This is a genomic window from Aquiflexum sp. TKW24L (assembly GCF_023502205.1).
In the GTDB taxonomy this organism is placed as follows: Bacteria; Bacteroidota; Bacteroidia; order Cytophagales; family Cyclobacteriaceae; genus Cognataquiflexum.
In genome coordinates, this window is record NZ_JAMFLG010000054.1 from 1 (window position 1) to 21,460 (window position 21,460).

The following is a 21,460-nucleotide window of genomic DNA, read 5'->3' on the forward strand; positions in this document are numbered from 1 at the left end:
TTTAGCTCCCTTTTTCTTCCCTTCATACTTCTTCCTCCCTCAACCTTTTTTCAAATCTCCTCGATTTCCTTTCCCGGCTTTGGGTAACTCAATCTTGCAAGCTTTTTACCAACATGGTATTCGTCCAATCCAGAAACAGTTACCGTACCCAATGCATTCAAATCCAATGAGCCATCTGTTCTCAGACCTTTTTCCTCTACCCAAACATGCTCAATAGCACCTATGAGAAATTCAGTACCGTTGACTTGTAAGGTTTGGGTTTCAACAAATCTGCATCCTATTTTTACTGGACTTTTGGCTACAAAAGGGGCAAAGAAGTCTTGGAGGTATTCTTCTCCCAATCCTGTGGCATCAAATTCCGATCCGGAATACCTCGCTGCAGTCTGGTGAGCTTCTCTGTAAAAATCTTCTGTGACGTGGTTGAGTGTGAAAAATCCTGTTTGAAGAATGTTTTCGAAGGTATGCCTTTCTACAGTATGCGGTCTAAACAATATTCCAACCAAAGGTGGAGTGGCACCGATATGAAAAATCTGAGAGAAAGGTGCAAGGTTTGAAATGCCTAGCAAGTTTTTGGTGCCGATAAGGTTCAGGCTTTTGTAACCTGAGAGGCAATTGATAAAATCTCTTCTAAAAGACGATTCGGCTTCCAAAATGGAAGCCTTATCGAAATGCTTCATCATATTAAAATGGCTTCTTCAATGGAGTTACAATATTTGATATCGAGCAAATGAATGATATTGTCAGGATTGTTTTTGATGATCTGCTCCTTGGCGATCATCACCATTTTTTCAAACCATTTTTCCTCCGGTAGGATTTTGCGGTGCTGGTCAATTCCGAGCTCAAGCATTTTGTTTTTCCAATTTAGAAAATACCATTCCATGCTAGGTTGATGGAAGGCTCGCAGGGATCTTTTATCAAAAATGAATTTTTTAAATTTCCCTTTTTCAACGACTTTGCTGATTTGGAAAAATGTATACTTGAAATCGTCAATAGGAATATAATCCGTCAAAAGCTCACAGATTATCATTCCTTTCTCGTGATTGGCATATACCTTGGAATATTTTTCTTCAAACATCAGTTCAAAGTTGTTTAGCTCGATGGCAGTGGCTGTGATATTCATGATTGTGTCAGGGATTGTAATTAGTGAAACGACCGGTTTTTCATGTTTTTGCCATTTGCAACTTCTTCTTTGAAGCTACCTAGATTCTCTTCAAGACGTATGGCATATTCCAAAGTTGTCTTAATCAACTCTTGTTGGGACTGAATCTGCTCCTTCAACCTAGAAAGCTCCCTATTCATATCCCCTAATTTGGCTTCATACTCTTTCTCAAGCCTTTCTTTTTCCAGTCTGGCTTTTTCCAGTTCTTCCTTGAAAATCAAAAATGATTCTGGTGGAGTCCTCATAACATTTAATACTTTATACTCAGGGAGAATACCCATTTCTTATACAATTAACAGCCCTGATTGTTTGAAATCTTTAAAATTTACATGCCTTTCACAGACGACATTCCTCCATCAAGGTGCAAGACCTGACCTGTCATCCACGATGTTTGATTGGAAAGCAAAAAAATCGCCGCTCCTGCAATATCCTCTGGTTGCCCGTATCTTCCCAAAGGATGCCTTTTATTTGAAGCTTCTTTCTTGTCCTCATTACCCAAAAGTGCAGATGCCAATGGCGTATCTGTCAAGGAAGGCGCGACTACGTTGACCCTAATTTTATTGGGCGCCCATTCTGCTGCAAGTGACTTTGCCAATCCTTCGACAGCTCCTTTTGCACTGGAAATCGAAGCATGAAATCCTAGACCAACCTGAACGGCTACAGTACTAAAAAGCACCACAGAAGCCGTTTCTGATTTTTTCATTCCTTTGAGACAAGCTTGTAGTACTTTCACAGCTCCCAGCACATTGACTTCGTAGTCCTTCTGAAAATCCTCGATCGAAAACCTATGAAACGGCTTCAGACTGATCGTGCCCGGGCAATAAACAAGACCATCGATGACTTCTGGAAGTCCCTCAATATTTTCAAATTTTTCCGTAACATCTAAATGGCCTTTACCCTCTCCGGTTCGGTGATAAGAAAAAATATTGGCTTCTAAAGCTTCCAATTTTTCAATGATTGACTTTCCAATACCTGAGTTGCCGCCAATGATTACAATGTTTTTATTCTTCATAAATAGGTTTTTATATTAAATCAATCCAACAAAAATTTGTTTGAAACATGAGGTATAAAAAAAACCGGAAAAGTGATTCCGGTTTTCAATGTTTCAGTTTTCAATATTTCTATTTCATGCTGATATATTTCATGAACTCATTTCTTGAATGTTCATCTTTTTCAAATTTTCCGCTGTAAAAAGAGGTGACTGTTGCACTATTCACATCCTGAATCCCTCTGCTTGAAACACACATGTGGTGCGCATCTATAATGATGGCGACGTCATCTGTACCAAGCATTTCCTTCAGTTCATTACCGATTTGCATCGTTAGTCTTTCCTGGACTTGAGGTCTTTTTGCAAAGTACTGTACGATTCTGTTGATCTTAGATAATCCTATGACGGTCCCGTTGGAAATGTAGGCAACGTGTGCTTTTCCTATAATAGGAACGAAATGATGCTCGCAGTTGGAATAAAAGGTTATATCCTTCTCGACCAACATTTCATTGTATTTGTATTTGTTCTCAAAAAGCTTAACGTCAGGCTTGTTTTTTGGATCCAAGCCACTGAAAATCTCTTTGATGTACATTTTGGCAACTCTTTTTGGGGTTCCTTTGAGGCTGTCATCTGTCAGGTCTAATCCCAAAACATGCATTATTTCTCTAAAATGTTTTTCGATGAGCTCGATTTTTAGCTCATCATCCATTTCAAATGCATCTTCTCTCAAGGGAGTATCGTGGGAAGTTCCGATATGTTCATCCCCCATTTCGTCATAAGATTGAGAAAAATTAATTCCCATCGTATTCAACAAAGTTTCTTTCTGTTTCATATAGTCGAATCGTTAAGTCGTATTTTGTATCTAATTCTTTCCTTAAAATATTCCAAATAACCACAGCAATGTTTTCCGCTGTTGGGTTAAGATTTCTAAATTCATCGGTATCAAGGTTTAAATTTTTGTGATCAAATTTATTTAGCACATGTGATTTGATTAAATCACTCAATATTTTCATATCATACACATAACCTGTCCCTGGATCAATCGGACCCAAAAGTTTCACAATCAATTCATAATTGTGACCATGAAAGTTTGGGTTATTGCACTTTCCAAAAACCCTCTCGTTCTCCTCTCCTGACCATTCAGGATTATTCAGCCTATGCGCTGCGTTAAAATGCTCTTTTCTATATACTGCTACTTTCATTGTGAATCAAACAGGAGTTATCTAATTTTTGTTTAATATTTTCTCAATTTCTTTAAACAAAAATTTTAATCTATTGATTATCAGATTGGAATATCTGTAATTTTTACGAATATTTTCTATCCTTATGTAAGGCTGCCATTTAACATTTATCTATATTAAAACAGTTCCAATAAACAATCCTGACCTTTGGTTTCATTCCCATTCAAATATTCTAATTCTAAAAATACAATTTAATGGCACTGGATTTGTAACTTTGGCGTTATACAATTTCATTTGTAAATTCCAACCACTCAATTATATACAATGCGGAAACTCACCCTGGTTTTCATTTTGCTGCTTGGCAGCTCGATATCCACTTATTTCTTTGTAAACAGTTCTCCTTCTTCCATACTCAAGGAGCTTTCATTCGAGAATCATTTTATTGAACTAGTCAGTTCAAATACTGCCAATATGGACAATGCCATACCGCAAAGGGAAATATTGTCATTTGGCATCAAAGGATATCTGATGCTAAAAGAAGAAGGAAAGATTTCGCCGGGCAAACCACTTACTGTCATTGATTTTTCATTGCCATCCACTGCGAAAAGGATGTGGATTATTGATATGCAGGATGGAATGATCTTACACCACGGGCTTGTCTCCCACGGAAGAAATTCCGGTGAACTGATGGCTCAAAAATTTTCCAATATCAATTCTTCCTATATGAGCAGTCTTGGATTTTACCTTACAGGTGAAACATACCAAGGCAAACACGGATATTCCTTAAGACTTGACGGCCTCGAAAAAGGATTTAATGACAAAGCAAGAGAGCGTGCTATCGTCATCCATGGGGCGGATTATGCACATGAGAACTTTATCAAACAAACAGGAAGATTAGGTAGAAGTTTAGGTTGTCCAGCTTTGCCAAATGAAATCGCCGATGAGATAATTGACATGATTAAAGAGCAATCTTTACTTTTTATCTACGGCAAAGACAAGGAATACCTCGGCAAATCAGCTTTCTTAAATGCCTGATTTTTTGATTCTGGCTACTCTAAGCGCATTGAAAATCTCTGCATCTCTATTGTAAATGTCATTTCTGAAATAGAGGTTTCCTCTTGAATCTGCCCAATAGGTAAGGTAAATGAGGGCAACTGGTATTTTTCTATCTAGATTCACTATTTGTTCTCTAGATTGGTGCATTGCAGTGGTTATTTTCTCATTAGTCCAATTCGGCTGATTAGCAAGCAAAATTTTGGCAAACTCAAACGGCTTTTGGATCCGGATACATCCATGACTCAAAGCACGGTCTTCTCTTTCAAAAAGATTTCTTGAAGGTGTATCATGGATATAGACACTGTTTTTATTGGGAAACATAAATTTGACTAAGCCCAAAGAATTGTGGTCACCGGGCTCTTGTCTCACAGTATAAGGAAAAGACCTGGCGCTGACCCTACCCCAATCTATAGATGAAGGGTCAACTTTTCCTCCGGAGGAATTCAGCAGAACCATATTGTTCTTGGCAAGATATCTGGGGTCTTTTTTGATCTTGGGAACAATCTCATTGCGGGTAATCGAAGTCGGTACTGTCCAGGTCGGGCTGAAAACAATGTAGGACATCAGCGCGCTGAACTGCGGGGTAGAATGATAGCTTTTACCTACAATCACCTTAGAGGACAATACAGTGTCACGTTTTTGGATAAAATCAAGTTGGAAATTTGCTGTATTGACCAAGATCAATTCAATATCCTTGATGGTATCTGGCATCCATCTCAGCCTCTCCAAGTTTACAGATGCGGTGGAGATCATATCAATGGGCTTTTGATTGAGTGCCTGAATTGTTCCCTTGCCGATAACACCATCTGGCTCCATCCCAAATCTCTTCTGGATTATTTTGATCCCATCCATCATAAGACTATCATAAGATTTTTCATCAACAGGCTGATAGGGTTTCAAAAATCCCCAGAAATAAAGCCTGTCTCTGATTTCAGACATTTGATTATGGGTTTCTCCGGGTTTGATGGATTTGTCGATTTTGAGGTTTTTCCAACCCGCAATGGGTTCATTTTCAAATCTTTTTTGCTCATCAAATAGTTGTCTCAGGCCATCCCTCATTTTCTTGTAGATCGAAAATGCCGGATAATACCCTTCAATGGTTGATCTCAAACTTCCCGATTGGATAGCGGCGCCTAGCTGCCGATCAATCATAAGTTCAGGTACATTGCGCTGTATATTCCAGGTGGTTTTGAGGCTTTCGGGGTTTACTTTTCCCAAAAAAAGGTGAGACGATAACATGATATAGGCATCTGTAAGCAGCACATCAACTGCAGATAGTTCATTGGCAGCTAATACTTTTCCTGACTTTTTTGCTTCCTCAAACCTATCAAAATATGCATTGATAGATTGGAAGTGATAATCATCCGGATTTAAACCGTCAAACTTTGCTTGACCAATTTCATAACGCATTTCATAGGCAATTTCCGGAAGGATATTGTTTTTGACCCATGCCGGTTCAAAATTCCTTTCGCCATAAAAACGATGGATCACAACAGAACTGAACAGTTCATTTTCACCGATTTTTGGTTTTTCTTCAGGATTGTGGCTTTCCAAAAACTGCCTAATAAAGGATTCAATGTTATTTTCGTTCGGGGCTTGCTGCGCAAATACCGAGGCATGCAAAATGCATATGAAAAACATCAATAAAAGCCTTTTCATTTTATTTCTGGTTTATTGTTTAAGAAAAATTATAAGCTATTTGACTGAAAAATCCTGGTACTTTTGACCGAGTTCCCATGCCTCTTTCAACATGGTCAGGAAATTCTTCATTCTATCTAATGGGATCAGATTTGGTCCGTCGCTGAGCGCTTTGGCAGGCTCCGGATGGGTTTCTATAAAAAATCCGTCTACTCCGGCTGCTGCTGCTGCTCTAGCCAAGAAAGGGGCAAATTCCCTTTGACCCCCGCTGCTACCTCCCATTCCTCCCGGTTGCTGCACACTGTGGGTAATGTCAAAAACGACAGGTGCAAATCGCCTCATGATAGGAAGTGCCCTCATATCTACCACAAGATTATGGTAACCAAGCGTAAATCCACGCTCTGTCAGACATACGTTTTCATTGCCCGTAGACCGAACTTTGGTGACAGCATATTGCATGTCTTCGGGTGCCATAAACTGGCCTCTTTTGATTTTTACAGCTTTACCTGTCTGACCTGCTGCAAGCAATAAGTCAGTCTGCCTGCAAAGGAAAGCAGGGATCTGAAGTACATCTACGACTTCTGCTACCTCTGTTGCCTGATAGCTTTCATGTATGTCTGTGACCAAAGGAACATTCAACGCTTTTCCAACTCTTTGGAGTACCTCTAAGGATTTATCCATTCCAATACTGCGAAATGAAGAGGAAGATGTCCTGTTTGCCTTGTCGAAAGAAGCTTTGAAAACATAAGAAAAACCTAGCCTCTCAGCATATTCCTTGACCGAACTGCCGATCTCCATGCAGATATCGAAACTTTCGACGGCACATGGTCCTGCGAACAAAACAGGGGTGCCTGTTCCCATTATGATGTCTTCAGTTATCCTCATTGGTTGGGTAAATTTCTCCATATTATCGGTTGAGATATTTGTCTATAATGTCGGACAAAAGTCCTTTTGATTGTAAAATTAAATCAGCCACTTCCCGGAATACTCCCTGACCGCCATTGAGTGACGAAACATAGTCCACATGTGTACTGATATAGGGTAATGCATCTGCGGGACAGGCAGAAAACCCGGCTTTCCTGATCAATGGCAAATCAATTAGGTCATCCCCGATGTACGCCACTTCATTGATCTGGATTTCCAAAACCTCTAAGATTTCCTCCAGTTTTTGGGCTTTGTCACGGACTCCATGGTAATGAAAATCAAAATTGAGTTCTTCACATCGGTTTTCGACTACTTTTGAATTCCTTCCTGTGATCGCTCCGACAAGTATTCCATGCTTTCGGAGCTGGGCAACGATAAAGCCATCCTTGACATTAAAACGCTTATATTCAAGCCCATTGTCATCATAGATGATCCCTCCATCAGTCAAAACGCCATCTACATCAGTGATGAGCAATTTTATTTTTGATGCCTTAAGATTGATTTCCTCGGTTATTCCTGACAGGTATTTCTGCATTTTTATTTCTTTTTCTTCCACTGAATGGAGTAGAGATCAAGTCTTCTTTGGTCAAGGTTTCTCACGCTTCCCGCTTTTCTTTGCTTTGTCAATAGATCCAGGTCAACATCAGCAACAATAGTCGTTTCAGCATTTTCAGAGGCTTGCGCTACTGTTGCGTCATGTGGAAAAGAAAAATCCGATGGCGAATAAATCGCCGCTTGGGAATATTGGATATCCATATTTTCTACCCTTGGCAGGTTACCGACCGATCCTGTAATGGCGACATAGCATTCGTTTTCGACTGCTCTGGCTTTGGCGCAGGTATTTACCCTGAGATAGGCGTTTTTGGTATCGGTCCAAAATGGTACAAAAAGAATATCCATCTCCTGTTCGGCCAATATTCTTCCCAGTTCAGGAAACTCCACATCATAACAAATCAAAATTCCGATTTTTCCGGCATCAGTATCAAAAACCTTGATGCCATTTCCTCCCTGAAGACCCCAATATGATTGCTCATCAGGTGTGATATGAAGTTTGTATTGTTTGTCGGTAGTACCATCTCTCCTACAGAGGTAGCTTACATTTCTCAATTTTTTCCCATCATATTCCGGCATACTGCCGGCAATGATATTTACATTATAAGAAAGCGCCAAATCCCGCATCCTGCTGATGATTTCATCTGTGTAATCAGCGACATTTCGGATCGCCTCAGAGGCATCCATGTCGTTGAATTCCGCTAAGAGAGGTGCATTGAAAAATTCAGGAAAAAGGCAAAAATCAGACTTGTATCCCGAAATGGTATCCACAAAAAACTCCACCTGCTGCATCAGGTCATCGACATTATTGAAGCGACGCATTTTCCATTGAACCAATCCAAGCCGGACAATGGATTTCTTATTACCGATCAGTTTTTCGTCCTTCTCATAATAAATATTGATCCATTCGAGCAATGTAGCATAAGCTCTGGAATCAGTGTCTTCCGGAAGGTATTTGGTGATCACTTTCCTGACGTGAAATTCGTTGGCAAGTTGAAAAGAAAGTACAGGATCAAATATTTCTTTGCTCTTTACCAAGTCAATATATTTCCTTGGTGTCATCTGATCGGCATATTTTGAATATCCTGGGATTCTTCCTCCGGCTATAATAGATCTCAGGTTTAGGTTTTCGCAAAGTTCCTTTCTCGCATCATATAATCTCCTACCCAATCTCATTCCCCGGTATTCCTGATGGACAAATACATCGGTACCATATAAGGTATCACCGTCATTGTCATGGGTGTCAAATTTGCCGAACCCGGTAATCTGATCGTAAGTATGATTATCTCCAAATTTGGTATAATCTACCACGAGACTTAAGGCCGCAGCGACTACTTTTCCGTTATCTTCTATGCAAATCTGCCCTTCAGGAAAGGCCTTGATCTGGTTTTTTAATTCCTGCCTAGTCCATGCCCCGCCTTGGTCTTTATATATGGTAACCATGATTTCCCGGATGTCATCATAATCTGACAATTTGATATTCCGAAGCTTCAGTCGGTGCTCTAATTCTTCTTTTTGCTTACTCATGCCACAAAATTAGCCAAAAATACCTCATTAATTTTAAATTACTTGACACCAGATTCCAGACAAAAACCAACTCCAAAAATAACCTACCCTGACGTTCCAAGATCATTTTAAAAGTGACAAAAATATTTTTATTGTCAATAACTTGAAAACATGGCTAATCTATCTCATTTCTAAGGTTTTGGATAAATGGGTCAACAGGTCGGAACCAATAGGAACCTTAAAAATTAAACTTTGAATTTTTAATTATTTTTGTATTTATTTACAATCCAAATTCTTGAATCTCGCATTCAAACCCACACTTTGGTATTTTATTTTCATCAAATGAGGAATTTAGTTTTATTTTTTCTGTTTTCAATGTTGACCTTGGAAGCTACTTCTCAAAGTTTTTATAGGTACAGATTTGATGCGCCCTGGTCAGTTTCAGTAGCAGCAGGTCCAACCCAATATTTTGGTGAACTCTATTCATTATGGAAGTACAATGAAGGAATCCAGCCAGATTGGAATGCCAATATTGCGGTAAGACGGACTTTGGGAACCTATGTAAGAGCGAGGGCAGAATTTACGTACTACCAGATCTCAGGTCAAGATCCTCCTGCTGATCCAAGGAGTAACAGGGAACCAAGAAACCTCCATTTCAGGGCAAGAAATTGGGAGGCTAGCGTCATCGGTGAATTGCACCTAAAGCCTGTAAAAGTGTATAACATCACTAGAAATTTTATAAATTTTTACGGCTTTGCAGGTGTAGGAGTATCTACAAATGATCCCAAGGCCGAGCTGAATGGCACTTGGGTGGACCTTCGTCCTCTTCAACTGGAAAACAACCCTTATGACAAATACATTTTTGTGTTTCCCACAGGAATCGGAATGAAATACAAATTGAATGTGTATACTGATTTGACATTAGAAATGAACTACAGGTGGACGATCACGGATTATATGGACGACATCAGTGCCTTTAATGTGAAGGATTTTTACCAAGATTTGGTTAACGATTATGGCGTAAATGGGGACGGTGCGAGACCTGACAGACTGAGATTGGCTATTAGAAACCCAAATTTTATAAAAGAAAACGGTGAGCCTGATGTGCAAAAAATCCTAGATAACCGAGGAAGAATTAGAAGAGGTTCAGGTCTTGATGAGCGTTTTGATGGTTTTATGTCCCTCAATATTGGATTGGAACTTTACCTTTCGCCTGATATCTGGGACAACTGGATTTTTAGAAACAGGGTCAATGAAAAGAGCTTCAGATTCTGGTAAGGAAAAAGATTTGAGATTTGAGATTTAAAGTAGAAATCGTAAATATTTTTTTAGGCATCGGATTAATCCTTACTTTCAAAGGTTGGGACTAAGGTTTGGATGTTTTCATTAGATGAATACCATAAAGCAAATAAGGGAATGACAGCCTATTCCCGTGATTTTTTCTATTTTTGCAAGCAATTGTCAAAAAGTAACGCATTTATTCAATAATGGCTGATTATAATTTTCAGGAAATAGAAAAAAAGTGGCAAACCTACTGGGAACAAAACCAGATTTTCAATGCCCAAGTAGATCATTCCAAACCTAAGTTTTATTCCTTGGACATGTTCCCCTATCCTTCGGGTGCGGGATTACATGTGGGGCATCCACTTGGCTATATCGCCTCTGATATCATTACAAGATTCAAAAGATCGCAGGGATACAATGTCCTTCACCCGATGGGTTATGACTCATTTGGACTTCCTGCGGAGCAATATGCGATACAGACAGGACAACATCCTGCCATTACTACCGAGCAAAATATTAAGAGATATACCGAACAGCTGAAAAACATCGGTTTTGCTTTTGATTGGCACAAAGAAGTAAGAACTTCCGACCCGAGCTATTACCGATGGACACAGTGGATTTTTATGCAGCTGTTCAACAGCTATTACGATAAGGATGAAAACAAAGCCATGAGCATAACCTCCTTGGTAGAAAAGTTTACAACTGAAGGGAATGCCAATATCCACGCGGTTTGTGATGAAGATACTCCCGAGTTTTCAGGTTCTGACTGGAATAATTTCAACGAAAAAGAACAACAGGAATTACTGTTAAAATACCGATTAACATTCTTGGCTGAGACCAGCGTCAATTGGTGCGCCGCCTTGGGTACGGTACTTTCCAATGACGAAGTCAAAGACGGATTCTCCGAAAGAGGTGGCTATCCTGTGGAGCGCAAGAAAATGATGCAGTGGAGCATGCGTATCACGGCGTATGCCGACAGATTGCTCCGGGGACTCGAAACCGTGGAATGGTCCGAACCCATCAAAGAAATGCAGCGGAATTGGATCGGAAAATCCATCGGTGCCGAGATGGTTTTTCAGGTCAAAGGACAAGATAAACTGATCAAAGTGTTTACCACCAGAGTCGATACGATTTATGGGGTAACTTATTTGGCATTGGCTCCAGAGCATGATTATGTCAGTGATCTTATCACGGACGGCCAGAGAAAAATTGCTGAGGTCTATATCGAGACTGCCAAAAACCGATCCGAAAGAGACCGGATGTCAGATGTTAAAACCATCTCCGGGGCATTTACAGGCTCTTATGCCATCAATCCATTTAATGGAGAAGAAATCCAAATCTGGGTTGCCGATTATGTTTTGGCAGGATATGGAACCGGAGCAGTCATGGCGGTGCCTGCGCATGACGAACGGGATTACAACTTTGCAAAGCATTTTGGATTGGAGATCAGGCAAGTGATCGCCGGAAGTATGGAAAATGGTTCTTTTCCTGGAAAAGGAGGAACTATCATTAATTCTGGTTTCATCTCCAATATGGAAATGAAAGAAGCGATGAACAAGGCAATTGAATTTCTCGAAGAAAAGAAAATCGGAAATGGCAAAATCCAATACAGGATGCGGGATGCCATCTTTACTCGGCAGCGCTATTGGGGCGAGCCATTGCCGGTATATTTCAAGAATGGATTGCCTTATTTGATAGAAGAAAATGACCTGCCTTTGGTGTTGCCAGAGGTGGATAAATATTTGCCTACCGAAGACGGAGAACCGCCGCTTGGCAGGGCAAAAGATTGGACATACAAGACTGCTGAAGGAGAATTTCCATTGGAAATGAGCACCATGCCCGGATGGGCTGGATCAAGCTGGTATTTCTTCCGCTACATGGATCCGAAAAACACTGAGAAATTTGTCTACAAAGAAAAGGAGCACTATTGGGGTTCTGTGGACTTATATATCGGTGGTGCAGAACATGCCACAGGCCACTTATTGTACTCAAGATTCTGGACCAAATTCCTCTATGATATCGGTGCTGTAAGCATCGAGGAGCCATTCCAAAAGATGATCAATCAGGGGATGATTCAGGGAAGGTCTAATTTTGTATATCGTGTTAAGGGCACGAATAAATTTGTCAGCTATGGATTGAAAGACCAATATGACACTTCCGAGATGCATGTCGATGTGAATATTGTCAATAATGACCAATTAAATATTGAGAAATTCAAGGCTTGGAGGCCTGACCTTGCGAATGCAGAATTTGTGTTGGAAGAAGGAAAATACATCTGCGGTGCTGAAGTCGAAAAGATGTCCAAGTCCAAGTACAACGTGGTCAGTCCCGATGACATCATAGAAAGATACGGAGCTGACACACTGAGATTGTATGAGATGTTCCTTGGGCCTTTGGAGCAATTTAAGCCTTGGAATACCAATGGCATCGACGGCGTATCCAAATTCCTGAAAAAGCTTTGGAGACTGTACCACGACACCAACGGCGAGTTCAATGTTTCTGAAGAAAAAGCAAGCAAGGAAGAATTCAAAACCCTTCACAAAACCATCAAAAAGACACAGGAGGATTTGGAAAATTATTCCTTCAATACTTCAGTTGCTTCATTTATGATCTGCGTGAATGAACTTTCAGCCTTGAAATGCAACAAAAGAGAAATCTTGGAGCCTTTGGCAGTAATCGTTTCTCCTTATGCGCCGCATATTGCAGAGGAACTTTGGACACTGTTGGGCCATTCCGAATCGATCATATTTACTTCTTTCCCTGAGTTCAAGGAAGAATTTTTGGTGGAAAACAGCCACGAATATCCTGTTTCCATCAATGGAAAAATGCGGGCAAAGCTCATGCTTCCTTTGTCCTTGACCAAAGAAGAAATCGAAGAGGCTGCCTTGAAAGACGAAACAGTGCTGAAATGGACCGAAGGCAACGCCCCAAAAAAGGTGATTGTGGTGCCGGGTAAGATTGTGAATATTGTGATCTGAGAAAATTGAAAAATTGGAAGATTGGAAGATTGGAAGGTTGGAAGGTTTCAAAGAAATCAAAGAAAATAACCAAGAAAACCACAAACCGGATTCCCAATATCTAAAAACCAAATAACTCAATAACCATTAACTATTTCCCAATGAACCGGTTCTTTGTCTCATTTGCTGCCATAGCTTCTTCCGGGATATTTGCTTATTCCTATTGGAGAGAATGGATAAGTTATAAATTGCTTGGAGAAGAATTGGTATTACAACCTGTGGAGAAAGCAGAGGTTCCTTACTTTCATGCATCGGAAGAACTCTATCTGAGGGTTTTGATGTCATTTGGGTTGCTTTTCAGTTTGATCTTGATTGTATCCATCTATTTCACATACCGACAAAAATGGGGATGGGTATTCGGGTGTTTTGTTCTCAGCATGCTCAGTATTTTGGCCGTCATGATCAACGGGGCATTAAAATAACTTTAACATATAAAACAATATTTTATACATGGAAATAGTAAAAAATGCAGTCGTAGGCCTTACCTACGAACTCAAAGTCAGCAAAGACGAAGACGAAATCGAATCGGTTCCCTTCTGTGTGGAAGTTCGGGACAATGACGATCCCTTTTATTTTATTTATGGCTTCAGTGGATTGCCAGAAAAGTTTGAAGAGATGTTGGCAGGCAAAAAGCAGGGAGAAAGCTTCAATTTCACCATTTCAGCCCAAGAGGGATACGGCGAAGCAGATGATGAACTGATTATGACATTGCCCAAAGAACAGTTTTCAGCCGCGGCAGGATTTGAGCCGGAGATGCTTGAAGAAGGTAACTTTTTACCCTTGCAGGACGAAAATGGCTACCCCATGCAGGCAAAAGTCTTGAAGGATTTGGGTGCCGAAATATTATTGGATTTTAACCATCCTTTGGTGGGTTTTGATCTTCATTTTGACGGAGAAGTATTTGAGGTTCGTGAAGCCACTCCTGAGGAGCTTGACCACGGTCACGTCCACGGAGACCACGGACATCAGCATTAAGGTAGTTCTAATATTGATCATTACCAAAGAATCATTACCAAAGTTTTCAAATTTGGTAATGATTCTTCACCTTGGACAAGGAGATAATTTATCTTTTCCAAAGTCTTAAACTTTGGAAAAGGAAATCTCCTTCCCATCCTCCCATTTCAAAAACACTTTTTCTCCTTCTGCAAAAACCCTTTTTTTATCTTCAATTTTCCAGATTATCCCGTTTGGAAGTTTCACCATCAACTGATTATAATGTACGAGATATTGCTTCTCCACAATTTTGGCAGGAATACCGCTTGATTTAAATAATTGGACGTCGGAAGGTCGGATATAGGTTTTTTCCTTGTTGGGGATGGGATTCAAGTGACTGAATAGCTTCGCGGCATAAATGTTCTTTGGTTTGGAAAATATCTCCTCTGGATGGCCTTTTTGGATCAGTTTTCCCTTTTGCATGATCACCAAGTCATTGGTCATCTGGAGCGCATCATCCAAGTCATGCGTTACAAAAAGTACGGTGACTCCAAGATCCTGAAACATGGTCTTCAATTCCATGATCAATTCCCGGCGCTGTATCGTATCCAAACTCGAAAACGGTTCATCCAACAACAACACCTGCGGCTCCACACTCAACGCCCTTCCGATCGCTACTTTCTGTTGCTGACCACCGGAAAGCTGTCTTGGCAATTTGTCCCTGTATTCCTTCAATCCCAACATGTCCAAAAGCATCTCCAAACGACTTTCCTTGTATTTTTTATCAAATAGCAACAATGGCCTCAATATATTCTCCTCAACCGTGGATTTGGGATATAAATGGTAATCCTGATAAACCAATTGGATTTCATCAATTCCCGGCACAAGTTGCTCTTTTGGATTTTGAACCCTGACGGCGTTTAGAAATACCTCTCCTTCATTCCTGCTTTCCAGACCGGCAATGATCCTAAGTAAGGTGCTTTTACCTGAACCGCTTTCGCCAACCAAGGATATGATTTGGCCTTTTGGGATTTCTAAAGAAAAATTTTTGATTACAGGGAGCCCTTCCTGAAAGCTTTTTTGGATGGAATCGATCTTGAGATAACTCATAGTGTATGGATACTTTCCCTGATTTTCTTTGGCAAGCTATTCAAAATCAAATCGTAAGAATGGTCCACCAATTCCAAAATCAACTTGTCTGAAACGGATCCGTCAAACATCACCGTATTCCAATGCTTCTTGTTCATATGGTATCCGGGGACAATTCCAAGGTACTTTTCCCTGAGTTCAGCAGCCCTTTCCGGATCGCATTTGAGGTTGACGCTTTCAAAAAGTTCAATGTCAATGATTGCAAAAATCTTTCCGCCCACTTTGAAGCAAAGGGTATTCTCATCAAAAGGAGTTTCTTCAGAAGTTCCAGATTTGGATAAGCAATATTCCCTGAAAAAGGTAATAGTCATGGAAGGGGGATGGTTATTGGTTATTTGGTTATTTTGGTTATTTGATAAAAAGTGAAGGTTTAAAGGTAAGAAGTAAAAGGGAAAATGGTTATTTGGTTATTTGGTTAATTGATTAAAAAATAAACAGATGACTTTTGAAAATCTTTGTAGTAAAGTAAAATTGGATGCCCATGCTCTTTTAGGTGCAGCGTTTAAAAATGTAAATGATGATGGCTCCCAAAAAAATGAGAATAGTAATTTTGTTGATGCCATGCATCATCCTGAGATTGATATTGGAGGGTTTGTTGGGATCGGGTTTTTGAAATACCCGTATGAAATAATGACCGACTTCACCAAGTTTAAAAAATTCCTTGAATCTGCTGTTTGACATATTTATGGTTATTAGAAATTGGTTATTGAGTTAATGGTGTGAATCCAATCGTATTGATGTAACTATTTATAAATAAGTCAACAGACCACAGTCGACTGTCCACCACGTGAAATTGATTTTTCAAAACATATCTCAAAATTTCAATGCATTACGGACTGAAAACTGAGACTGAACACTGTTTTCTGACCACTAAATCAAACCTCCGGCTCGATCCACATGCCGTCTTTTCGGATGATTTCGATCAGTTCGTCCACAGCCCTTTCAGATGGAACAGATTTTTTGACTACTTCTTTTCCTTTGTATAAAGTGATTTTACCTTTTCCTGAGCCTACGTAGCCGAAATCCGCGTCTGCCATTTCACCTGGGCCGTTGACAATACAACCCATAATACCGATTTTGACACCTTTGAGGTGGTCTGTCCTTTTGCGGATCATGGCAGTTGTTTCCTGAAGATCGAATAATGTTCTACCACAGGAAGGACAGGAAATATATTCCGTCTTGGACATCCTTGTTCGGGCTGCCTGAAGTACTCCAAATCCAACAGAATTATGCAATTTGATCTGTGCCAAAACACTGTCCCTTTCATTCCCTAGATAAGCTCCGATCCCAAGCATGATACCTTCACCCAATCCATCCACCAACAAACCACCTACATCAGTTGCAGCATACAGCATGGTTTTGTCCGTATCCTGAACGGGATAATTTATCATAACAACCACCGGAGCCAAGCAATGGTTTTCCATTAGGGAAATAAAAGCCCTCCGGAGAGCAGCCATTTTATGCGCATTGTCACTTTGCAAAATCACAACGAGGTCCTTTCTACCTTCCAAAAACGGAAGCGCTTCATATACTTCCATGTCTGAAAGCATCAGAAAATTCAATCCATAATGAAAGGTGGATGCCATCTTAAATTCAGGCAAAGTGAAAGCAGGAAACCTATTAACTTGATCTTCGGATTGGAGCCAATGGCTGAAATATTGGATTTCCTTCATGCCATTAGGCAACATAAACGGAATCGGATTATCACCTGAAAACACGTAATCTGCGCCTTGATCGTTCATTTTCCATTTGTCCAATTCAGGCAAATAGAAATGGCCAATGTTTTTCATTTCCTTTTCCGTGATGTTAGAAAGGGTTGAAATGTCTGCAATCACTCTTGGCACGTTGCTGCCGCCAAAATTGAAAACCTCTATTGTATCTCTTTTATTATGCTCAAATGGCGTGATCGGGAAATGATGGATTTCCTCGATTGGATCATGACCTGGCCTTTCGGCATAGCGATCAACCAATGATTTTGCAACGGGTGCTTCAAACTCTGGATCTTCGGTCAATGAGACGCGCACCGTATCACCCAGTCCATCTTCCAACAATGTTCCGATACCAACTGCTGATTTGATCCTTCCATCTTCACCATCACCTGCTTCAGTTACTCCGAGATGCAAGGGGTAAGGCTTAAATCCACCTTCATCTAGTTTCTGCACCAAAAGGCGGTAGGCCTGCACCATCACTTGGGTATTCGAAGATTTCATCGAAATGACAATCTCATGGTAATTTTCGTCCTCACAGATCCTTAAAAACTCCAAAGCTGATTCTACCATTCCGAGCGGCGTGTCACCATAGCGGCTCATGATCCGGTCGGAAAGCGAACCGTGGTTGGTACCGATCCGCATAGCGGTTCCATTTTCTTTACAGATTTTGACCAATGGAAGAAATCTTTCCCTGATGCGATCCAGTTCTTCCTGATAGCTTTCGTCAGTATAATCTATCGTTTCAAATTTCTTTTTGTCAGCATAATTCCCAGGATTGATCCGAACTTTTTCCACAATCTTGGCAGCGATTTCAGCAGCGTTTGGCGTAAAATGGATATCGGCGACCAAAGGTGCATGGTATCCTCTTTTCACCAATTCATTTTTGATGTTTTGGAGATTTTCTGCTTCCTTCATGCTAGGCGCGGTAATTCGGATCAGTTGGCTTCCGCTCTCGATCATGCGGATACTCTGCTCCACCGAACCCATCGTATCCATGGTATCGACCGTGGTCATTGACTGGATCACAATTGGATTATCCCAGCCGATGATGACATTTCCCACCTTGACAGGAATGGTTTTCCTTCGCGAATATTCCGTCAGGCTATTGCAGTATTTAATTTTTTCCAATAATGTTTTGGTTTCCATACCGGTCATAAGTCTCCTAATTGGGGTCTGATCACAATTTCTTCAACAACAGAATAGGGAGAAAGGTTATATGCACCCCACACTGATTCAGCGACATCAGTTGCTTTCATAAATCTTTCCTCAGGTATGTCTACTCCTTCCCAACTTGCGGTAAAGGTAGCGCCAGGTAAAACTGAGGTCACTTTTATATTATAATTTTTCAACTCTTCTCTCAAGCATTTGGTAAAACCCAACATTGCCCATTTGGATATCGCATAGCTCCCGCCATTGGCATAGGCTGTAAGTCCGGCGATAGAGCCAATCGAGAAAATATGTCCTGATTTTTTGGCAATCATTTCTGCTGTAAATGCCCTCGTGAGGTAATATGCAGAGAAAAGATTGGTATGCATCATGGTTTCAAAATTACCTTCTGACTCAGAATGAATCGATCCCGGGTAAAAAACTCCTGTGTTATTGATGATGACATCAGGGATCTCATGTTCTTTGACAAAGGCTGAAAAAGACTGCACTTCTTCCTTTTTGGAAAGATCGGCAGGAAAGATATGGATATTTTGATTGGGGAATTTGATTTTAAAATCAGCTTTTAATTCTTCCAAATCTCCAATATGACGTGCACATGTAAAAACATCAAAACCCTCTGCCCCAAATCGCTCGATGATGGCACGTCCAATTCCTTTTGTTCCTCCTGTGACCAATATGCTTTTTGACATGCTCTTATTTTAAGGAAGGTAATTTGAAGGTGTTATTAAATTTACTTCGTGTTTCAATAGTTAGTATGACAACTACCTACCGGGAGCAAAGTTACATTTTTTTAAAAACTTTGCGAACTTAAACGTTTAATCCCGAGAGCTCTTGGATTTTGTCCTTATTTTTAGCCATATGGAAACACAAATTACAGACAGGTTAGAGTTGGCAGCACACTTTGTGAACAGCACAAACAGCCCGATTTTTTTGACAGGAAAAGCAGGTACTGGAAAAACCACTTTCCTGAGAAAGCTTGCTGACCTTACCCACAAGCGCTTCGTAATCCTTGCCCCGACCGGCATTGCGGCTTTGCATGCCAAAGGTGTGACTATCCATTCTCAGTTTTTGCTTCCCTTTGGGACTTTTCTCCCTACCCGTGAACCGGAAGGTAACTTCGGCAGCAATGGAAATTTCTTCACCCAATTTACTTTGGGTAGGAGACATCCTTTGAATATGGCGAGGAAAAAAGTCCTTAAAGCGGTGGACCTAATCATCATCGATGAGGTCAGTATGTTGAGGGCGGATATTCTCGATGCGATTGATTACCGGATGCGGAGTGTAAAGAGGAATTTTGATGAGCCTTTTGGCGGTGTTCAGATGCTGATGATCGGAGATTTATTTCAATTGCCTCCTATAGTCAAGGACTACGAGTGGCAGGTCCTTAACAAGTTTTACAAAAGCATGCATTTTTTTGAATCCCAAGCAATCCGCCAATCCGGAATGGTTTATTTGGAACTTGATAAAATTTTTAGGCAGAAAGATGAAAAATTCATCACCATTCTCAACCATCTCCGAGACAATGAAGCTACAGCATCTGACATTGCTTTTTTGAACACCTTTTATAAAAGTGAGGAGGAAATCAAAAACCTCAAGGACACCATAATCATCACCACGCACAATTACAAAGCTGAAGAGCACAACCAAAAGGAGTTAGCTGCGCTGAAAAGCAAACCACATACTTTTGAGGCTGTGATCGATAAGGATTTTCCGGAAAGCCTTTATCCCATACCGAAGATCCTTGAGCTAAAAGAAGGCGCACAGATCATGTTTATCAAAAATGATACAAGTGGGTTTTCGGAGTATTTCAACGGGAAAATGGCAACTGTTAAAAAAATTGATGGTGATGAAATATTGGTTCGTTTGGCAGACAGTTCGATAGAATACAAGTTGAGGAAAGAGATTTGGGAAAACAAAAAGTACAAAGTCAACGAAGATACCAAGGAACTGGAGGAAGATGTAATAGGAACTTTTGAGCAGTATCCTATTAAGCTTGCTTGGGCAGTCACTGTGCACAAAAGCCAGGGATTGACCTTTGACCGCGCCATCATTGATGTCGGGCAAGCATTTGCTCCGGGTCAGGTCTATGTGGCTTTGAGCAGGCTCAGAGGTTTGGATGGCCTTACTTTGCGTACCCGCATCCAATCCCATGTCATCAATAGCGACCGGGATGTGGTCAATTTTACGCAAACCACCCAAGACCAAGAACCTTTGGAACGACTTCTTAGCCTTCACCAAAGAAAGTACATGGCAAGGCTGTTGGAAAGCACTTTTGACTTTGGGGAGATCATCAATTCCTTGAATTCATTCACAAAAGACTTTGGCGGTACCATGGAATTTGAAGATCCCGAGATGCAAAAAGCCATTCCTTTGATCTATGAAGGTTTCTTGCAAGAAGGTGAAAACACATATAAATTTCAGCGGCAGTTGTTACAGATTCTTCAAACCAATGAGGAAGAAAAGCTTCTTGAACGGTTGGAGAAAGGAAGTCAATATTATGCCAAATTGCTACAGGAAAGCTTGAAAGGGATTTTGATTCATTCCGGGGAAGTAGAGCGGTTTACCCGAAGCAAAAGCTACTTGGAAGGACTTTCTGAGGTCGAGCTGATGGTTTTCAAGAAACTGACGGAGGTCAAGAAAGTAACTTTTTTGGTTCCTGCCATTTTCAATGGCGAGGAAATCGGCAAAATGGACAAGGTTTCCCAAGAACTCATCCACCTTCGGCTTGCTCTGGCACAGGAGGCAAGACAAGCAGCAAAGGATAATCCCAAATTTGCTGCAAACAAAACAGGTAGAAAAAAGAAAGAAAAAGGCGAGGCTAAACTCAAAAGAGAAAAAGGGGAAACGTACGAAATTACCTACGAGCTGAGTCAAAGCGGAAAATCAACATCTGAAATTGCCTCCGAGCGGGGTTTAGCAGAGTCGACTATTCATGGACATTTGGCAAAGGGGATCGGGGAGGGAAGAATCTCGATCCATAGCCATATGAGTGAAAAGGAAATACAAGAAATCGGAGACTTGATCAAATCCAAAAACGGTGACATTGTCCTAGTGCGTCAGGAATTCCCTGCAAAGTATGATTATGGGATTTTGAAAATGGTAGCAAATCATTTCAATAATTTGGAGAAAAAAAGCTGATTTTTATGTCATTTGCTCAATGACAATTAACCAAATCTTGGTTCACTATGAGAGTCTAT

The 21,460-nt window shown here is 40.6% G+C and carries 21 protein-coding genes; 6 read left to right on the forward strand and 15 right to left on the reverse strand.

The genetic code is table 11. The features are described from left to right. Positions 1–50: 50 nt before the first annotated feature. The 6 genes from M3O96_RS20560 to M3O96_RS20585 all read right to left on the reverse strand — a co-directional run bounded on the left by M3O96_RS20560 (position 51) and on the right by M3O96_RS20585 (position 3,349). Entirely contained in the window at positions 51–680 is a 630-nt protein-coding gene (locus M3O96_RS20560; RefSeq protein ID WP_249724083.1) for a flavin reductase family protein, read from the reverse strand. After that, positions 677–1,120: a hypothetical protein gene (locus tag M3O96_RS20565; RefSeq protein ID WP_249724084.1), complete on the reverse strand. Its 444-nt coding sequence runs from the start codon at positions 1,118–1,120 to the stop codon at positions 677–679. Before M3O96_RS20565 ends, M3O96_RS20560 begins: the two co-directional genes overlap by 4 nt. A gap of 20 nt (positions 1,121–1,140) precedes the next feature. Continuing rightward, a complete protein-coding gene (locus tag M3O96_RS20570) occupies positions 1,141–1,404 on the reverse strand; it encodes a hypothetical protein (protein WP_249724086.1) in 264 nt (87 codons plus the stop codon). A gap of 80 nt (positions 1,405–1,484) precedes the next feature. Then, complete coding sequence (locus tag M3O96_RS20575; protein ID WP_249724088.1) at positions 1,485–2,171, reverse strand: SDR family NAD(P)-dependent oxidoreductase; 687 nt, start codon at positions 2,169–2,171, stop codon at positions 1,485–1,487. A gap of 109 nt (positions 2,172–2,280) precedes the next feature. Continuing rightward, positions 2,281–2,979, reverse strand: a complete 699-nt coding sequence (gene folE, locus M3O96_RS20580) for a GTP cyclohydrolase I FolE (RefSeq protein WP_249724090.1) — start codon at positions 2,977–2,979, stop codon at positions 2,281–2,283. Then, positions 2,939–3,349, reverse strand: a complete 411-nt coding sequence (locus M3O96_RS20585; protein WP_249724092.1) for a 6-pyruvoyl trahydropterin synthase family protein — start codon at positions 3,347–3,349, stop codon at positions 2,939–2,941. The genes folE and M3O96_RS20585 overlap by 41 nt, the downstream gene beginning before the upstream one ends. 303 nt (positions 3,350–3,652) lie before the next feature. Between M3O96_RS20585 and M3O96_RS20590 the strand changes: the two genes are divergently transcribed. After that, the gene (locus M3O96_RS20590; RefSeq protein WP_249724094.1) at positions 3,653–4,363 is read left to right on the forward strand and encodes a murein L,D-transpeptidase catalytic domain family protein; all 711 of its coding nucleotides are present in this window, start codon (positions 3,653–3,655) and stop codon (positions 4,361–4,363) included. Here M3O96_RS20590 and M3O96_RS20595 read toward each other — a convergent pair. The 4 genes from M3O96_RS20595 to M3O96_RS20610 are packed head-to-tail and all read right to left on the reverse strand — an operon-like array spanning position 4,352 to position 9,025. Continuing rightward, positions 4,352–6,043, reverse strand: a complete 1,692-nt coding sequence (locus M3O96_RS20595; protein WP_249724105.1) for a L,D-transpeptidase family protein — start codon at positions 6,041–6,043, stop codon at positions 4,352–4,354. The two genes, M3O96_RS20590 and M3O96_RS20595, sit on opposite strands and share 12 nt — an antisense overlap. A 36-nt stretch (positions 6,044–6,079) precedes the next feature. Next, a complete protein-coding gene (gene kdsA / locus M3O96_RS20600; RefSeq protein ID WP_249724115.1) occupies positions 6,080–6,928 on the reverse strand; it encodes a 3-deoxy-8-phosphooctulonate synthase in 849 nt (282 codons plus the stop codon). A 1-nt stretch (position 6,929) separates the two neighbouring features. After that, on the reverse strand, positions 6,930–7,481 hold the full coding sequence (locus tag M3O96_RS20605; protein WP_249724123.1) for a KdsC family phosphatase: 552 nt from the start codon (positions 7,479–7,481) through the stop codon (positions 6,930–6,932). A 2-nt stretch (positions 7,482–7,483) separates the two neighbouring features. Then, entirely contained in the window at positions 7,484–9,025 is a 1,542-nt protein-coding gene (locus tag M3O96_RS20610; RefSeq protein ID WP_249724125.1) for a bifunctional GNAT family N-acetyltransferase/carbon-nitrogen hydrolase family protein, read from the reverse strand. Positions 9,026–9,346: 321 nt separating this feature from the next. Here M3O96_RS20610 and M3O96_RS20615 point away from each other — a divergent pair, with 321 nt between their 5' ends. The 4 genes from M3O96_RS20615 to M3O96_RS20630 all read left to right on the forward strand — a co-directional run bounded on the left by M3O96_RS20615 (position 9,347) and on the right by M3O96_RS20630 (position 14,280). Beyond that, positions 9,347–10,282, forward strand: coding sequence for a hypothetical protein (locus M3O96_RS20615; RefSeq protein ID WP_249724126.1), 936 nt, complete (start codon positions 9,347–9,349; stop codon positions 10,280–10,282). Between the two features lie 209 nt (positions 10,283–10,491). Beyond that, the gene (leuS, locus tag M3O96_RS20620; protein ID WP_249724128.1) at positions 10,492–13,266 is read left to right on the forward strand and encodes a leucine--tRNA ligase; all 2,775 of its coding nucleotides are present in this window, start codon (positions 10,492–10,494) and stop codon (positions 13,264–13,266) included. 140 nt (positions 13,267–13,406) lie between these two features. After that, a complete protein-coding gene (locus tag M3O96_RS20625; protein WP_249724129.1) occupies positions 13,407–13,727 on the forward strand; it encodes a hypothetical protein in 321 nt (106 codons plus the stop codon). Between the two features lie 28 nt (positions 13,728–13,755). Continuing rightward, entirely contained in the window at positions 13,756–14,280 is a 525-nt protein-coding gene (locus tag M3O96_RS20630) for an FKBP-type peptidyl-prolyl cis-trans isomerase (protein ID WP_249724131.1), read from the forward strand. Positions 14,281–14,385: 105 nt separating this feature from the next. Here M3O96_RS20630 and M3O96_RS20635 read toward each other — a convergent pair whose 3' ends face one another. The 5 genes from M3O96_RS20635 to M3O96_RS20655 all read right to left on the reverse strand — a co-directional run bounded on the left by M3O96_RS20635 (position 14,386) and on the right by M3O96_RS20655 (position 18,952). After that, a complete protein-coding gene (locus M3O96_RS20635) occupies positions 14,386–15,348 on the reverse strand; it encodes an ABC transporter ATP-binding protein (protein WP_249724133.1) in 963 nt (320 codons plus the stop codon). Then, the gene (locus M3O96_RS20640) at positions 15,345–15,698 is read right to left on the reverse strand and encodes an MmcQ/YjbR family DNA-binding protein (protein WP_249724136.1); all 354 of its coding nucleotides are present in this window, start codon (positions 15,696–15,698) and stop codon (positions 15,345–15,347) included. The genes M3O96_RS20635 and M3O96_RS20640 overlap by 4 nt, the downstream gene beginning before the upstream one ends. A gap of 178 nt (positions 15,699–15,876) precedes the next feature. Then, positions 15,877–16,068: a DUF6728 family protein gene (locus tag M3O96_RS20645; protein WP_249724137.1), complete on the reverse strand. Its 192-nt coding sequence runs from the start codon at positions 16,066–16,068 to the stop codon at positions 15,877–15,879. Positions 16,069–16,262: 194 nt separating this feature from the next. After that, positions 16,263–18,242, reverse strand: a complete 1,980-nt coding sequence (gene ispG / locus M3O96_RS20650; RefSeq protein WP_249724153.1) for a (E)-4-hydroxy-3-methylbut-2-enyl-diphosphate synthase — start codon at positions 18,240–18,242, stop codon at positions 16,263–16,265. Positions 18,243–18,247: 5 nt separating this feature from the next. Further along, a complete protein-coding gene (locus M3O96_RS20655; RefSeq protein WP_249724139.1) occupies positions 18,248–18,952 on the reverse strand; it encodes an SDR family oxidoreductase in 705 nt (234 codons plus the stop codon). Between the two features lie 169 nt (positions 18,953–19,121). Here M3O96_RS20655 and M3O96_RS20660 point away from each other — a divergent pair, with 169 nt between their 5' ends. Further along, positions 19,122–21,401: a helix-turn-helix domain-containing protein gene (locus M3O96_RS20660; RefSeq protein ID WP_249724141.1), complete on the forward strand. Its 2,280-nt coding sequence runs from the start codon at positions 19,122–19,124 to the stop codon at positions 21,399–21,401. Positions 21,402–21,460: the final 59 nt, after the last annotated feature.

What these genes read in the sequence shown, in the direction of transcription:
- M3O96_RS20565 (WP_249724084.1), bottom strand. Translation starts at nt 1,120, where the DNA reads ATGAATATCACAGCCACTGCCATCGAGCTAAACAACTTTGAACTGATG.
- ispG (WP_249724153.1), bottom strand. Translation starts at nt 18,242, where the DNA reads ATGGAAACCAAAACATTATTGGAAAAAATTAAATACTGCAATAGCCTG.
- M3O96_RS20655 (WP_249724139.1), bottom strand. Translation starts at nt 18,952, where the DNA reads ATGTCAAAAAGCATATTGGTCACAGGAGGAACAAAAGGAATTGGACGT.
- M3O96_RS20640 (WP_249724136.1), bottom strand. Translation starts at nt 15,698, where the DNA reads ATGACTATTACCTTTTTCAGGGAATATTGCTTATCCAAATCTGGAACT.
- M3O96_RS20585 (WP_249724092.1), bottom strand. Translation starts at nt 3,349, where the DNA reads ATGAAAGTAGCAGTATATAGAAAAGAGCATTTTAACGCAGCGCATAGG.
- M3O96_RS20560 (WP_249724083.1), bottom strand. Translation starts at nt 680, where the DNA reads ATGATGAAGCATTTCGATAAGGCTTCCATTTTGGAAGCCGAATCGTCT.
- M3O96_RS20625 (WP_249724129.1), top strand. Translation starts at nt 13,407, where the DNA reads ATGAACCGGTTCTTTGTCTCATTTGCTGCCATAGCTTCTTCCGGGATA.
- M3O96_RS20590 (WP_249724094.1), top strand. Translation starts at nt 3,653, where the DNA reads ATGCGGAAACTCACCCTGGTTTTCATTTTGCTGCTTGGCAGCTCGATA.
- M3O96_RS20570 (WP_249724086.1), bottom strand. Translation starts at nt 1,404, where the DNA reads ATGAGGACTCCACCAGAATCATTTTTGATTTTCAAGGAAGAACTGGAA.
- M3O96_RS20660 (WP_249724141.1), top strand. Translation starts at nt 19,122, where the DNA reads ATGGAAACACAAATTACAGACAGGTTAGAGTTGGCAGCACACTTTGTG.
- M3O96_RS20605 (WP_249724123.1), bottom strand. Translation starts at nt 7,481, where the DNA reads ATGCAGAAATACCTGTCAGGAATAACCGAGGAAATCAATCTTAAGGCA.
- leuS (WP_249724128.1), top strand. Translation starts at nt 10,492, where the DNA reads ATGGCTGATTATAATTTTCAGGAAATAGAAAAAAAGTGGCAAACCTAC.
- folE (WP_249724090.1), bottom strand. Translation starts at nt 2,979, where the DNA reads ATGAAACAGAAAGAAACTTTGTTGAATACGATGGGAATTAATTTTTCT.
- M3O96_RS20615 (WP_249724126.1), top strand. Translation starts at nt 9,347, where the DNA reads ATGAGGAATTTAGTTTTATTTTTTCTGTTTTCAATGTTGACCTTGGAA.
- M3O96_RS20635 (WP_249724133.1), bottom strand. Translation starts at nt 15,348, where the DNA reads ATGAGTTATCTCAAGATCGATTCCATCCAAAAAAGCTTTCAGGAAGGG.
- M3O96_RS20575 (WP_249724088.1), bottom strand. Translation starts at nt 2,171, where the DNA reads ATGAAGAATAAAAACATTGTAATCATTGGCGGCAACTCAGGTATTGGA.
- M3O96_RS20595 (WP_249724105.1), bottom strand. Translation starts at nt 6,043, where the DNA reads ATGAAAAGGCTTTTATTGATGTTTTTCATATGCATTTTGCATGCCTCG.
- kdsA (WP_249724115.1), bottom strand. Translation starts at nt 6,928, where the DNA reads ATGGAGAAATTTACCCAACCAATGAGGATAACTGAAGACATCATAATG.
- M3O96_RS20630 (WP_249724131.1), top strand. Translation starts at nt 13,756, where the DNA reads ATGGAAATAGTAAAAAATGCAGTCGTAGGCCTTACCTACGAACTCAAA.
- M3O96_RS20610 (WP_249724125.1), bottom strand. Translation starts at nt 9,025, where the DNA reads ATGAGTAAGCAAAAAGAAGAATTAGAGCACCGACTGAAGCTTCGGAAT.
- M3O96_RS20645 (WP_249724137.1), bottom strand. Translation starts at nt 16,068, where the DNA reads ATGTCAAACAGCAGATTCAAGGAATTTTTTAAACTTGGTGAAGTCGGT.